The organism is Apilactobacillus nanyangensis (assembly GCF_016861915.1).
GTDB classification, from domain to species: domain Bacteria; phylum Bacillota; class Bacilli; order Lactobacillales; family Lactobacillaceae; genus Apilactobacillus; species Apilactobacillus nanyangensis.
Genome location: NZ_BOLX01000009.1, coordinates 26369 through 40634, shown reverse-complemented (window position 1 = coordinate 40634; position 14266 = coordinate 26369). Strand labels below are relative to the sequence as shown.

16 protein-coding genes and 1 other annotated feature are annotated in these 14266 nt (G+C 35.4%); all 16 genes read right to left on the bottom strand.

The genetic code is table 11. From position 1 onward, the window contains the following. Positions 1 to 4 precede the first annotated feature (4 nt). The 16 genes from rsfS to polA all read right to left on the bottom strand — a co-directional run bounded on the left by rsfS (position 5) and on the right by polA (position 14239). Complete coding sequence (gene rsfS / locus JUD45_RS04080) at positions 5 to 361, bottom strand: ribosome silencing factor (RefSeq protein WP_034531185.1); 357 nt, start codon at positions 359 to 361, stop codon at positions 5 to 7. A 14-nt stretch (positions 362 to 375) separates the two neighbouring features. Further along, positions 376 to 987, bottom strand: a complete 612-nt coding sequence (gene yqeK, locus JUD45_RS04075) for a bis(5'-nucleosyl)-tetraphosphatase (symmetrical) YqeK (RefSeq protein ID WP_138726470.1) — start codon at positions 985 to 987, stop codon at positions 376 to 378. Beyond that, the gene (locus JUD45_RS04070) at positions 980 to 1597 is read right to left on the bottom strand and encodes a nicotinate-nucleotide adenylyltransferase (RefSeq protein ID WP_034531188.1); all 618 of its coding nucleotides are present in this window, start codon (positions 1595 to 1597) and stop codon (positions 980 to 982) included. The genes yqeK and JUD45_RS04070 overlap by 8 nt, the downstream gene beginning before the upstream one ends. A gap of 14 nt (positions 1598 to 1611) precedes the next feature. Beyond that, entirely contained in the window at positions 1612 to 1923 is a 312-nt protein-coding gene (gene yhbY / locus JUD45_RS04065) for a ribosome assembly RNA-binding protein YhbY (protein ID WP_034533636.1), read from the bottom strand. 16 nt (positions 1924 to 1939) lie between these two features. Further along, on the bottom strand, positions 1940 to 3073 hold the full coding sequence (gene yqeH, locus JUD45_RS04060; RefSeq protein ID WP_034533638.1) for a ribosome biogenesis GTPase YqeH: 1134 nt from the start codon (positions 3071 to 3073) through the stop codon (positions 1940 to 1942). Next, positions 3060 to 3596: a YqeG family HAD IIIA-type phosphatase gene (locus JUD45_RS04055; RefSeq protein WP_034531194.1), complete on the bottom strand. Its 537-nt coding sequence runs from the start codon at positions 3594 to 3596 to the stop codon at positions 3060 to 3062. Before JUD45_RS04055 ends, yqeH begins: the two co-directional genes overlap by 14 nt. 111 nt (positions 3597 to 3707) lie before the next feature. Then, complete coding sequence (gene rplT, locus JUD45_RS04050; protein WP_034531196.1) at positions 3708 to 4064, bottom strand: 50S ribosomal protein L20; 357 nt, start codon at positions 4062 to 4064, stop codon at positions 3708 to 3710. Positions 4065 to 4105: 41 nt separating this feature from the next. Further along, the gene (gene rpmI, locus JUD45_RS04045; RefSeq protein WP_034531197.1) at positions 4106 to 4294 is read right to left on the bottom strand and encodes a 50S ribosomal protein L35; all 189 of its coding nucleotides are present in this window, start codon (positions 4292 to 4294) and stop codon (positions 4106 to 4108) included. Between the two features lie 47 nt (positions 4295 to 4341). Further along, entirely contained in the window at positions 4342 to 4851 is a 510-nt protein-coding gene (gene infC / locus JUD45_RS04040; RefSeq protein WP_034533640.1) for a translation initiation factor IF-3, read from the bottom strand. Positions 4852 to 4887: 36 nt separating this feature from the next. Next, positions 4888 to 5028, bottom strand: a sequence feature (ribosomal protein L20 leader region). A gap of 44 nt (positions 5029 to 5072) precedes the next feature. After that, positions 5073 to 7016 (bottom strand): threonine--tRNA ligase, encoded by a 1944-nt coding sequence (gene thrS, locus JUD45_RS04035; RefSeq protein WP_203619720.1) that lies wholly within the window; start codon positions 7014 to 7016, stop codon positions 5073 to 5075. Between the two features lie 322 nt (positions 7017 to 7338). Continuing rightward, positions 7339 to 8271, bottom strand: a complete 933-nt coding sequence (gene dnaI, locus JUD45_RS04030) for a primosomal protein DnaI (protein WP_203619719.1) — start codon at positions 8269 to 8271, stop codon at positions 7339 to 7341. Next, positions 8268 to 9653: a replication initiation and membrane attachment family protein gene (locus JUD45_RS04025; protein ID WP_203619718.1), complete on the bottom strand. Its 1386-nt coding sequence runs from the start codon at positions 9651 to 9653 to the stop codon at positions 8268 to 8270. Before JUD45_RS04025 ends, dnaI begins: the two co-directional genes overlap by 4 nt. A 12-nt stretch (positions 9654 to 9665) precedes the next feature. Continuing rightward, entirely contained in the window at positions 9666 to 10136 is a 471-nt protein-coding gene (gene nrdR, locus JUD45_RS04020) for a transcriptional regulator NrdR (RefSeq protein WP_034531205.1), read from the bottom strand. A gap of 14 nt (positions 10137 to 10150) precedes the next feature. After that, the gene (gene coaE / locus JUD45_RS04015; RefSeq protein ID WP_203619717.1) at positions 10151 to 10735 is read right to left on the bottom strand and encodes a dephospho-CoA kinase; all 585 of its coding nucleotides are present in this window, start codon (positions 10733 to 10735) and stop codon (positions 10151 to 10153) included. Position 10736: 1 nt separating this feature from the next. Next, the gene (mutM, locus tag JUD45_RS04010) at positions 10737 to 11570 is read right to left on the bottom strand and encodes a bifunctional DNA-formamidopyrimidine glycosylase/DNA-(apurinic or apyrimidinic site) lyase (RefSeq protein ID WP_053795375.1); all 834 of its coding nucleotides are present in this window, start codon (positions 11568 to 11570) and stop codon (positions 10737 to 10739) included. Between the two features lie 20 nt (positions 11571 to 11590). Next, positions 11591 to 14239 carry a DNA polymerase I gene (polA, locus tag JUD45_RS04005; protein WP_203619716.1) on the bottom strand — a complete coding sequence of 883 codons (2649 nt, stop codon included), beginning with the start codon at positions 14237 to 14239 and terminating at the stop codon, positions 11591 to 11593. Between the last annotated feature and the right edge of the window lie 27 nt (positions 14240 to 14266).

Sequence of the window (14266 nt, the reverse complement as noted above, 5' to 3'; positions counted from 1 at the left end):
TTGGCTAGTCCTTAACCCATTCTGAAACGTCTACTGAATCAGCATCTGACCATAGTTTTTCAAGGTTGTAGTATTCTCTTTCGTCTTCTTGGAATACGTGAACAATAACGTCACCTAAGTCCAATAGAATCCACTTAGCAGTATCTTTACCTTCTACTTCTTTAACACTGATACCAGCTTCTTCAGCTTGGTCAGCAACTTCGTCAGCAATTGACTTAACTTGTCTGTTTGATGCTGCATCCATGATTACGAAGTAGTCAGCCATTAGACTAACTTCGTGTACATTTAGGGCAACAATGTTGTGAGCTCTCTTGCTGTCCGCTGCTTTAACAATTACTTCTAATTTTTCTTTACTATTCATTTGAAATCTCCTCGTTATTTTATGTTTGATCCATTAACCCATTCGTTATAGGTATCAATGGTCTTAGGATAAACGGGTTTATTTGCACTGATTAAATATTGTAGAGTGTGCTTAGTTTGATATGCCACCCCGTCAGCTAGATTATTAAATGTAATTTCACGTGCTTCTTCTACACCTGGGAAGTCGCGTCCCATTTCGATATAGTCAGCCATGTATACAATTTGTTCTAGCTTTGACATGTACTTTGCACCAGTGGTGTGGTGCTTAATGGAATTCAAAATGTCGATGTCACTAACACCTAATTCATTTTGAACCATTAAGTAGCCAACTTCACCATGCCAAATTGCATTGCCATATTGTAATAACAAATCATCCAAACGATATTTCTTAATTAGTTGGATGAAATCGTCATCAGGTCTTTGCTTAGCATAATCGTGGCAAAGTCCAGCGACACTTGCTTTTTCAATATCTACATCATTTTTCTTTGCTAGTTCAATCGCCATTTGTTCAACACGTAAAACGTGTTCAAATCTTGATTGGGTCAAAGCATTGTTTAGTTTTTCGATTAGTTCTTCTCTAGATAAAGGGATGTACTTATTTGTATATGTTAATTCAACATTATTCATAAAGATGATGCTCCTTTATATATTTTAAAACTGCATCTGGAACCAAGTATCGAATTGATTGATGGTTTGATACGAGTTTACGAATTAAGGTTGAAGATATATCTAACTTAGCGACATCTACCCATATCACTGGATAGTTAGTCGACATTGGATAATTTTCCCTTCTAACACCTACAAAATGAGTTAGTTTAAATAAATCATCAACACGATACCATTTAGGTAGGTATTCAACCATGTCACCACCAATAATAAAGTAGTATTCATAGTCGGGATGTCTTCTCTTTAATTCTACCATAGTGTTGTAAGTGTAACTTTTACCACGATTGATGATTTCTAGCATTTCAATATCAAACTTATCATTATCGTTGATTGCTAGATTAACCATATTGACGCGGTCATCAGCATCAATTGCATCTTTATGATCAACGTGAGGTGGGATGAAATCAGGCATGAAGTATACCTTTTCTAGTCCTAATTGACTCCTTACTTGATCCGCAATAAATAGATGACCATTATGAATCGGATTAAAGGTTCCACCAATAATCCCGATTTTTTTGCGCTTGTTTAAAGATTTTAACTTAGGTAAAGTTTGCACCTTTTCACTATGCATTGATAAGAACTCCTCTAAATATTTCTAACTTCTACAGAGTAAATTTGGAACTTTTCCTTACTTGCAGGTAAGAATAATAGTAATGTCTTTCCAATTGTTTGAACAACATTGATGTCACTGTTTGCTTCAATGTATTCTTGAACATCACTAACTTCCAAATCAGAATTTTGTTGAATGTTAACCTTGATTAACTCACGTCTGTGTAAAGCATCCAATACTTGTTCTAACCAAGTTTCGTTTAAACCATTCTTTCCAACAGAGAATAAAGGTTTCATTCTGTTAGCTTGTGATCTTAAATATCTTTTTTGTTTTCCACGTAATTTCAATTTTGTACCTCGCTTTTTATATCATTGCTCTTCTAACTAATACGTCTACACCCTTAGGTGCCCATCCAGCTACAACTACACCTGCTGGAACGGTAATCCATCCAAGTCCTTCAAATACTAAATCGCTCTTTTGATCGGTCTTGAATTCGAAACGAACTAATTCTGGAAAATCATCAATTGATTCACTGCTTGGTGGAGTTAATAATTCACCGAAATGCTTGTCGTAGAAGCTGTCAGCATTGGCTAACTTGGTACGGTGAATTAGTAAGTTGTTTTCAACATAAACAGTAAAACCATGCTTCTTGTCACCTTGAACGTAATCAAAACGGGCAACACCACCGAAGAATAGTGTTTGTTCTGGGTTCAATTGGTAAACCTTTGGCTTAATTGGCTTTTGTGGTTGAACAATCTTTAGGTCCTTACCATTTAGGTAATGCGCCATTTGTTCTTTATGAATAATACCTGGTGTATCTACTAATTCATGACCATCTTCCAAATCGATTGAGATTCTGTCTAATGTAGTACCAGGGAATCTTGAAGTAGTGATTAATTCTTTGATTCCAGTGTTTTGTCTAATGATTTGGTTAATCAATGTTGACTTACCAACGTTAGTAACACCTACAACATAAACATCGCGATCGTTTCTGTACTTATCGATGTTCTTTAATAAATCGTCAACTGATTCATTAGTTTTAGCAGAAACTAGTTCAACATCAATTGGACGAATTCCGGCTTCGTTAGCACGTTGTCTAATCCAATCTTTCAGTTTAGAACGTTTTAATGAGTTTGGTAGTAAGTCAGACTTATTACCAACTAGCATGATTGGATTATCACCTACGAAACGATGTAATCCAGGAATCAAGCTTCCGTTAAAGTCAAAGACATCAACCAAGTACACGATAAGCGCATTGGCATCTCTAATTTGGTTTAATAGTTTCAAGAAATCATCATCAGTTAAGCTAACTGGTGAAATTTCATTATAGTGACGTAATCTAAAGCAACGTTGGCAGTAGATTTCGCCACTTTCTTTTCCTTTTTCAAGGGCAGAATTAGGAGTATATCCAAGTTCATCAGGATTTGTGGTTTGAATTAACGCACCACAACCAATACATCTAATTTCTTCGTCTTGTAATTGATTAATTTCTGTCATTTATATCCTCCTGCCAGTCTAAATCATCATATTTGTTTCTTAATTTTTTCCATATTAATTTTTCTAAGAAGCGATTAGGCTTAGTATTCCAAGCATCGGATTCAATTAATGGCTTAACTAAGACGCTTCTAACATTTGCATTGTTGGAAGCCCAAACGTCAGTTAATAATTGATCTCCACACATAATTACTTCTTTGTGATGTAAATGGTAATCTCTCAAAGCTTTATTAATACCTCTAGGTAGTGGCTTTAAGGAGCGAGAAATGAAGTTTAACTTCAAACTTCTAAGTGCTCTTTGAACTCGGCTATGTTTATTATTTGAAATAACAATTAATTCAATATTGTTTTTCTTGAGTTCAGATATCCATTCTCTTAATTGAGGAGTGCCATCAGGATTATTCCAAGGAATCAAGGTGTTATCTAGATCACTAAAAACTGCCTTAATCCCCATGTCTTTTAATTTTGATGGTGAAATATTATATACGACTGGAATCATCCATGTTGGTTTAAACTTAGAAATCATTTTAATTCTCCTCAATAATATTATGTATTGTATGAGCACCAAAAATAGCGGTGCCCATAATAAGAAAAAAACTCCCACCTACTTACCTTAAGTGGTGAAAGTTTTTATAGACTATTTAATAGCTTTCTTTGCAGTTTCTGCTAATGAAGCAAATGCTTTTTCATCGTTAACTGCTAAGTCAGCTAGCATCTTACGGTTCATTTCAATGTTTGAAAGTTTCAAACCGTGCATTAACTTGCTGTAGCTTAGACCGTTCATACGAGCAGCAGCATTGATACGAGCAATCCATAATCTTCTGAAGTTTCCTTTGTTTGCTCGACGATCACGGAATGCGTATTCACGTGACTTCATAACTTGATCTTTAGCAGTCTTGAATAGACTGTGCTTACCTTCACGGTAACCTTTAGCTTCTTTTAAAACACGCTTACGACGTGCATGAGTAACTGTTCCACCCTTAACTCTTGGCATATTTAAATCCTCCTAAATTATGTCTTACTTAAAAGTATTAATTAAAACATCTTTGTGTATTTGCTTGCTAATGTATCGTTTACCATGCTTGTACCACGTAGGTTACGACGTTGTTTCTTTGTCTTACCGTGGAAACGGTGACTTGTGAATGCGTTAGCACTCTTTAAACCACCCTTAGCAGTTTTCTTGAAACGCTTTGCAATTGCACGATTTGATTTAGTCTTTGGCATTGAAAAAATCCTCCCTTAATTTAACTTAAGTATTATAAAAATACTATCTAATTTTTATCGCTTGACTTAGGTGCGAGCATTAGGAACATACTTCTTCCATCCATTTTTGCTCGTTGAGTAACGCTAGCAACATCTGATGTAGAATCTGCCATTCTGTTTAAAACATCACGACCAATTTCCTTATGTGTGATGGCACGTCCCTTAAAGCGAATTGAAACTCGAACTTTTTCACCTTTTGCGATGAATGTCTTAGCTCTCTTCAACTTAGTATTAAAATCATTAGTATCAATAGTTGGACTTAATCTAATTTCCTTAACACTAACTACCTTTTGCTTCTTACGAGATAGACGAGCTTTCTTTTGTTGTTCGAAACGGTATTTTCCGTAATCGATAACTTTAGCAACCATTGGCTTAGCCTTTGGAGCAACAACTACTAGATCTAATCCAGCAGCTTCAGCAATTTGCATTGCTTCGTCCTTTGACTTAATACCTAATTGATCACCATCAGCACCAATTAAACGAACTTCGCGAGCTCGAATTCCATCATTAACCATCATATCGTTTGCTATGGTAATTCACCTCCAAGTATATTAAAAAGCAGAAAAAAGCGGATGCCCACAATTGAGCACCCGCTTTTCGTCCTTTGAACATTAAATCAAAGGTTAATCCGATATCATGCCTAGCCATCTCTTTAGATCACTCAGGCGAGAAGCGGGATGCTTCTGCTTTTTCGTTACTTATATAATACCACATGAGTGGTACATGTCAATAACATTTATTATTTTTCTCTTGAATAGTTACTAATGTCTTCTTGAATTTCTTTGATGAAGTCATCAAGACTTAGACTTTCACTATCTTGTTCACCGTACTTACGTACAGAAACTTGGTTTGAGTTCATTTCGCTTTCACCAACAACGATTGTGTATGGAATCTTGTTAGTTTGAGCATCACGAATTAAGTAACCCATCTTTTCGTTTCTGTCGTCAACACTTGTACGGATACCTAATGCAGCTAACTTGCTGTTAACTTCCTTAGCGTAGTCACCGTATTTTTCCATACTTACTGGGATAACTTTAACTTGCTTTGGAGCTAACCAAGTTGGGAATGCACCCTTGTATACTTCGATTAGGTAAGCAATGAATCTTTCCATAGTTGAAACTAAACCACGGTGCATCATAACAGGACGGTGTTCTTCACCATCTTCACCAACGTAGTGTAGATCAAATCTTTCAGGTAGCATGAAGTCTAATTGAATAGTTGATAGAGTTTCTTCATTACCCATTGCAGTGTAAGTTTGAACATCAAGCTTAGGACCGTAGAATGCTGCTTCACCTTCGGCTTCAACGTAGTCTAGGCCAAGATCATCCATGGCACCCTTAAGCATTGATTGTGACTTGCTCCACATTTCTTCATCATCAAAGTACTTTTCAGTGTTCTTAGGATCTCTGTAACTTAATCTGAAGTGGTAGTTCTTAATATCGAAGTCTTTGTATACTTCAACCATTAAACCAAGAACCTTCTTAAATTCGTCTTGAATTTGGTCTAGTCTTAAGAATGTGTGACCATCATTTAGAGTCATTTCACGAACACGTTGTAGACCTGATAAAGCACCTGATTTTTCGTATCTGTGCATCATACCAAGTTCGGCAATTCTCATTGGTAGTTCACGGTATGAACGAATGTGGTGCTTGAAGATTTGGATGTGACTAGGACAGTTCATAGGACGTAGTTCTAGTTCTTCACCATCACCCATGTCCATTGGTGGGAACATGTCTTCACGGTAGTGTTGCCAGTGACCAGATGTCTTGTATGCATCTAGGTTCATTAGAACTGGTGTAATAACATGTTGGTAACCGTTAGCTAATTCCTTATCGATGATGTATCTTTCAACAACACGACGGATAGTAGCACCATTTGGCATCCAGTAAGCTAAACCAGCACCAACCTTAGGGTCAACGAAGAATAAGTCTAACTTGTTTCCGATAACTCTGTGGTCTCTTTCTTTAGCTTCTTGTCTTCTCTTTAGATCTTCTTCTAAATCAGCTTTCTTGTAGAATGCTGTAGCGAAGATTCTTTGTAGCATTGGGTTTGATGATTTACCTTCCCAGTATGCACCGGCAACTGAAAGTAACTTGTATTCCTTAACAGCCTTAGCTTCTGGTAATACAACACCTTCACCTAAACCTAGGTAGTCACCGATTTGGTAGAAGACAACTTGACCATCTTTAGCTAGTTCGTTAACTAACTTAGCTTGGTATGGATCTCCATCAACTTGCTTTAAAGCATCTTTTAGAGATAATACTTTTCTTTCGATTTTTACATTGTCTGAAACCATTTTGTTAATACGTTCTTCTACTTGTGGTAGTTCATCGGCACTAACTTGTGAGTCACGTTTGTCTGTATCAACGAAGAAACCATCTTCGTCAGAAGTACTTTCACCAAATTGGATGTTATTAAATTGGTCAGCAAGGGCAGCTTTTAATAATTGTGAAGCTGTTTGGCGTAGAACCTTTAGACCATCTTCTGTATCTTTTGTAACGATTTCAATCTTGCCACCTTTTTCAAGTGGTAAATCAATTTCAACCATTTTTCCGTCAATCTTACCAGCTACTGATTTCTTAGCTAAACTAATTGAGATTGATTTAGCGATATCTTCAGTAGTTACTCCCTGATCGAATTCTTTTACGCTACCGTCAGGAAATTCAAATGAAATCTTTGCCATAATAGAGCACTCCCTTGTGTAATTTTCGAATAGAAACAAAAAAGTCCCTAGCATCTAAATAAATAGACACTAGGGACGTTAATAACGTGGTTCCACCCGAATTCTACCTATTTGCACAAACAAATAGGCCTCATAATAGTCTATAACGAAACAACCCGATTCAGAATTTTCCTCTGATTTAAAATAAAAGTGGTAACTTCAAACCTGAACATGAAGATACTTCCAGCAAATGTATCCTCTCCCTGTAAGTCGAGATTTAAAATCATGTCTTTTATCAACTGTCTTTATTATCGACAGTCACGCCTAAATTGTCAAGCATTAATTATTGTGGACGACGATTTTGGCCAAACATCCCTACTTCTTTTGCTAAGTAGTGAACACGTTGCATGATTCGTTTAGCCTTAAGTGGTTCTACATCACCCTTATTGTTAATAGCTAGGTGTTCTTCTTCAAATTGTTGCATTGAGAAGTTTGAAGTAAAGAATGTGCTTAGTGAGTTTTGCATTCTGTATTCAAGAATAACACCCAAGATATCATCCCTTACCCATGATGACATAGAATCAGCACCAATATCATCTAAGATTAAGACCGGTGTCTTCTTAATTGCATCTAGTTTGTCAGCAACCAAGTTACTTGAAATTGCACTCTTCATTTCAACAGCAAAACTTGGGAAATGAACAAGTGTTACTTCAAAACCATTCTTAGCCAATTCATTGGCCATGGCAGCCATTAAGAATGTTTTTCCAACACCAAATTCACCATATAGATACATCCCCTGATGCCACTTCTTAGGAGTATTGGTATATTCCTCAATGAAATCAGTAACCAATCCCATCGCATTCATGCGATAGTCATTTTCACTTAAATCAAATTGATCTAAGGAGACGTTCTTAATATTCTTTGGCATTGCAACCGCATGAATTCGTTTAAGTACTTTGGCCTTCTTCATATTATCCTTAGTTTCTTGTGTAGGAACATATGAGATATCAACCAATCCCTTATTAACAACTAGTACTGGAGTATATCCGGGAATCGTTGTGGGTTGATTGTTCTTTAGTTTGTTATTCTCTTGAACAAATTCATATAATTTAGACATTGAGCGCTTCACAACATCGTCTTCCAACTCATCTTTGTGCTTGTTCAAAAATGACTTAACATCTTCGTTATTCAAAACAGCATTAACTGATTGTTGATATCGTTCATTGTATTTTGGCTTGCTTAAAGTCTTGGCAAATTCATCACTTAAGTTTTTCATTCTCTACCCTCTTTTCTACTATTACGAAGCTTTTGAATTCTCGCTTCTAGTTCTTTTTTCTTATCTTCGTTAACCTTACCATATTCCTTTGGCTTTTCGTCGTCTTTTGCCCAATCAGGAAGTGTTTCTTTAACCGTCATCTTACGATTGTTGTTGAAACGTGGCTTTCTAGGTTTATTTAATTCTTTTTGTCTGTTCTTGATGAAAGTAATCGCCTTACTTGCATTGGTAACATTGTTTTGTGACCAATTATCAGCAATTGCTTCAAATAGATTCTTATTTAAACCGGACTTCTCTTGATCAATTAGTAGATGATAAACAATCATGTTGATTACTTCTGGTTTGAGAATTTGTCTAGATACCAAATCAGAAATCATGCGTTCCTCATTGCTGTGAACATAACCACCTTTGGCAGTCTTTAGATAGTTTAAAAATTCGATTGGTGCATATTCACTAGCTGATTGAATCAATTGCTTTTCTTGAGCATTCAAATCATTACTATCTGTCTCAGTGGATTTTTCATCATTGGTTGTCTGACGAGATATGTTAGCCGCGTTTGATTGAAATTGTCTAGATACTAAAATCTTAAAGTTGTTTGGGTCAAAGACGTTATTGGTAACATTAGTTGCCTTTTCAATCAATTTAGCCATTTCAATTTCATCAATACCGTACAATTGATGCTCTGAATTTATCAAATTGATATTCTTCTTAACATCAGATGTATTAACATACGACTGATTTAGCATATCTAATAGTAAATTGAAGTCAAAATCATCACTTTTTTCAATGACTGGACCTGATTTAACGTCATTACTATTATCATTAATACTATTTTTTACTTGTTGAACTGCCTTTGGTGTATTGGTAACTTCGCTATCGCGAATATTAAATACTTGAAGGAAGTTTCTTGAAACGTCTTTATATTCTGATAAATCAAATCCAGGTCTGATAAATTCATTATATAAATCAACGTATCTATCTTCACCAATAACTTGTAATAGTGAAACGCTTAATAAATCATCCATAAAGAAATCATTAACAGATAGCGGACTAACTAAACGATAAACGTATTGTTTTTCGTTGCTTTCGTTATTCTTGATATATGTCTTCATCAATCCAGCCGCTTCTAATCTCAAACGGGCATCATAAAATGATTTCATATCGACACTCAAATAAGACAAGGTTTCAAAATGACTATGTGCTTGATGTGTCTTCTTTTCATGACTCATACGCCAAAAATTGTTAATCAAAGCATATGGCAAGACACCAATGATTGGTTGATATAAAACATCCAAAGAAGTTCTTTGTAAGTCAGATAAATCATCATCTGCCAACAATATAAACTTGGATAGAGGATCTACCTCTCGCCATTGATCTGTCATATTAATTCCCCGCTATTTCTTATTTTTTTGGTCCTTATCTAGTACCTCTTTTAATTCATTATAAAAGACTGTCATATCTTTAAATTGACGATAAACACTGGCAAATCGAATATAGGCAATTTCATCGACATTCACTAGTTCTTTCATCACGTATTCACCAATTAGTTGACTAGATACTTCGTTTTCACCTAAAGAACGGATACGGTTTTCAACCTTATCTGCGATAGATGTCATTGCGTCCATTGGCACTGGACGTTTTTCAGCAGAACGAATAATTCCACGAAGAATCTTTTCGTGATCAAATTCTTCACGATTGCCGTTGTTCTTAATAACTAATAATGGTGTTTGTTCAATTCTTTCAAATGTTGTATATCTGTAATTACAATTTTCACATTCACGTCGACGTCTGATGACCTGTCCATTTTCGGCAGGACGACTGTCAACTACTCTTGAAGAGTTTTTATGGCAATGAGGACATTGCATATGTTTCACCTCAATTAATCTATGTTATTAAACAATTTTACCACTTGATTGCGTGTTTGCATAATGCTTCCATTACTATCAATCACATAAGTGGACAATTCTGCCTTAATTTTTAAAGGCCATTGGCTCTTAATTCTTGAATCTGCTTCTTCTTTTGATAGAGAATCACGTTCCATCAAACGTTTTTCTTGTTCATTTCCATCGCAGACAACGCTGATGATATCGTCACACATGAAGTGATAACCATTTTCAAACAGAGTCGGAGCATCTAAAATGACAACATCATTTTTTGATTCATCAATTCTTCTAATTACTTCACTGCGGATGTATGGATCAATAATTCTAGTTAATTCAATTAACTTAGACTTGTCATTAAAAACAATTGATCCTAATTTTTGTCGATTTAACTCACCATCGTCTTTGATAATATCTTTACCAAAAAAGGCAGCAATAGCCTCTAGACCCTTGCTGCCTTTTGATTGAACCTGGTGAGTAATTTTATCGGCGTCAATGATTTCATATCCAACACTTGCTAGATACTCAGACACTGTTGATTTTCCGGTAGCAATTCCGCCAGTCAAACCAATTACTCTTGTCATGTTATTCAACCACTTTTCTTTGACAGTTAGGACAGAATGTTGTGCCTCGTTGAGCCACCTTAATCTTTTCCAATAAGGTATCACAACGTTCACAAGGTTCACCTTTTCTACCATACACATGTAGATGGTTTTGGAATGATCCAGCTTCTCCATATGCGTTTGAATAAGAGTGAACAGTAGTTCCATGTCCCTTAATTGCCATTTTTATTTCTGCAATAATGTTCTTTCTTAATTCTTCAATTTCTTCATCAGTAATTAAATTAGTTTGAGTTTCAGGGTGGATCTTGGTCAACCATAAAACTTCGTCACAGTAAATATTACCTAATCCAGCAATATTACTTTGGTTTAGTAAAAATGGCTTAATTTTTCCTCTAGCTTTGTTCATGATTGATTTCATGTAATCAAATGTTAGAGTTTCATCTGTTGGTTCAGGACCAATTGTGCCTAAACCAGAAAGGGTCTTTTCATCACCATTTTTAACTAAGTACATTCGGCCGAACTTACGACTATCTTTGTATCTTAGTTCACGGTCGTCATCCATATGGAAAATAATATGAGTATGTTTAGTTGGTTCAGTTCCATCTGGTTCTACATCATACTTACCTTCCATTCTTAGATGTGATACCAAAGTCATTTCGTTATCAAATCTGAATAATAGGTATTTACCACGACGATCAATACGATTAATAGTGTGGCCTTCTAGAGTATCCTTGAATTCCTTTGCACTAACATTAATCATTTTGGGATATAATACATCAATTGTCTTAACCTTAGCACTTTCCACTAAGTTAGTAAGACCTCTTCTAACAGTTTCTACTTCAGGTAATTCAGGCATATCATTAAACCTCACTTAATTTATTTCAAGCTGTACCAGTTTTTACCGTAATGGCTCTTAACATTTAGTGGAACGTTAAGTTCAACTGCAGAATCCATTACCTTTGGTACTAATTCGCTTAATACTTCAATTTCTTCATCAGGTGCTTCAAAAATCAATTCATCATGCACTTGTAATAACATTTTGGCTTTCATGCCACGTTTCTTTAATTCGTTTTCCATCTTAATCATTGCAATCTTGATGATATCAGCAGCGCTACCTTGAATTGGTGAGTTCATTGCTGTTCTTTCTGCAAATGATCTTAGGTTAAAGTTCTTTGAATTAATGTCTGGAAGATAACGTCTACGGTGAAGGATGGTTTCTACATAACCATTTTCCTTCGCACTTTTAACGCTGTCATCCATGTATTGTTTTACTCCAGGATATTCAGCAAAATACTTTTCGATGAATTCCTTTGCGTCTTTTCTACTGATACCAGTATTCTTTGCTAAACCAAAATCGGAAATCCCATAAACAATTCCGAAGTTAACGGCCTTAGCTTGACGACGAAGTTCAGGAGTAACCTCACTATTATCCTTTAGTCCAAAGATTCTTCTGGCTGTTGATGCATGAATATCATCATTATGGATGAATTCGTCTTGCATATTCTTGTCACCAGAGATAGAAGCAAGGACTCTCAATTCGATTTGAGAATAATCGGATGAGAAAATTTGATAGTTATCGTGACTAGGCACGAATGCTTGTCTGATTTTACGACCTTCTTCAGTTCTAACAGGGATGTTTTGTAAATTAGGATCTACAGATGATAATCTTCCCGTTTGAGTAAGCGTTTGAAGGTATCTAGTATGGACCTTGCCATCCCCATGAATATCAGACAATAATCCTTCAACATAGGTTGATAGAATTTTGGATAGTTGACGATATTCAAGAATCGCTTCAACAATTGGATAGTCTGGAGCTAGTTGTTCCAACACGCCCACGGCTGTTGAATAACCTGTCTTAGTCTTCTTAATTACGGGTAATTGTAATTTTTCAAATAGAATTACACCAAGTTGTTTAGGGGATGCAATATTGAATTCTTCACCAGCATCGTTATAGATAGTTTGTTTGATTTCTTCTAAACGTTCAGAAAGTTTGCTTTGCATTTCGTTTAGAACATCTTTATCAACTACAACACCAGCAATTTCCATTCTAGCTAACACAAATGTCAAAGGCAATTCAACATCTGTATATAGGTCCCATTGGTTGTTTTCCTTTAAACCATCAAATAGCTTATCTCTTAATGCATCGATAGCATTTAATTTTCTAGCGAAATGGTTAAATAACTTTTTGCCTTCAGGAATTTCACGCTTAGCGCCCTTACCATATACATCATCATCTGATTGAACATCAAAATAATCATGACGATTAGCAACCTTGCCTAAATCATTGCTATTGTCATTTGTGTCCAATAGGTATGAAGATAGCAATAAATCAAAATCAACGGCGTTTAATGTAATACCTAAACGGTTTAAACCAACATAGGTTCTTTTAGCATCAAATACATCTTTTTTAACATCATTACTTTCAATGATTTGTTTAATCTGATCACTCTTTAGATATTCAACATCGTTTGATACATAAATCTTATCGTTAATCTTTAGAGCAAACCCTATGAATGGAGCATCATGATAATTGTCTCCATCCATACCAAGGTAAAATGTCACCTTGTCGCTGTCTTGATTACCAATTTCAGATAAAGTATCGTCTTTTACTTCAACGTATTCAATATCCTTCATATTTGCATTTTGAGTGGTGTTCATTTCACTAAGGAATTTTCTAAAGTTCATTTGACGATAAAATGCGATTAAATCGTCTAGATGATCCCCTTCATATTCTGTATCATCAATTGAAATCTCGATTGGGGCTTCACGGTTGATTCTAGCTAACTTTTTAGCTAGGAAAGCTTCATCCTTATCTTCAATTAGGTGTTCCTTTAGTTTCTTACCAGAAACTTCATCAAGATGGTCGTAAAGATTTTCAACGCTGCCAAATTGTTTAACTAGTTTTAGGGATGTCTTATCTCCTACACCAGTAACACCAGAATAATTATCGGATGAATCACCTTTTAAAGCTTTCCAATCAATAATTTGGTCAGGGGTAATTCCCATTGTTTCTTTTACATAGTCAGTATCGTATCTAACAACACCTGACACTCCACGGTTAGAAATCGATACAGTTGTCTTATCTGAACATAATTGAGTTAAATCATTATCACCAGTTACAATGGTTGTGTCGAAGCCTAAACTATCTGCTTGCTTTGAAAGTGTACCGATAATGTCATCTGCTTCGTAATTATTTAATTGGTAATATTTAATACCACGATTTTTTAGAAGTTCTTTTACATAGTCGAATTGTTCAACTAACTCTTCAGGAGTCTTGTCTCTACCAGCCTTGTAATCAGAGTACATTTCTGTTCTAAATGTAGTTTTTCCGGCATCAAAGGCTACCAGAACATGGGTAGGCTTCACTTTATCTAACATAATATTTAACATGTTATTGAAACCATAAATTGCGTTAGTATGTACCCCTTCGTTATTAGTAAAACGATCTACTAATTTAATTAAAGCAAAGAAGGCTTTATAAGTAATACTATTTCCATCGATTAATAATAATCTCTTATCAGACATATAATTCTCCTTACCGTTTTCTTCGAT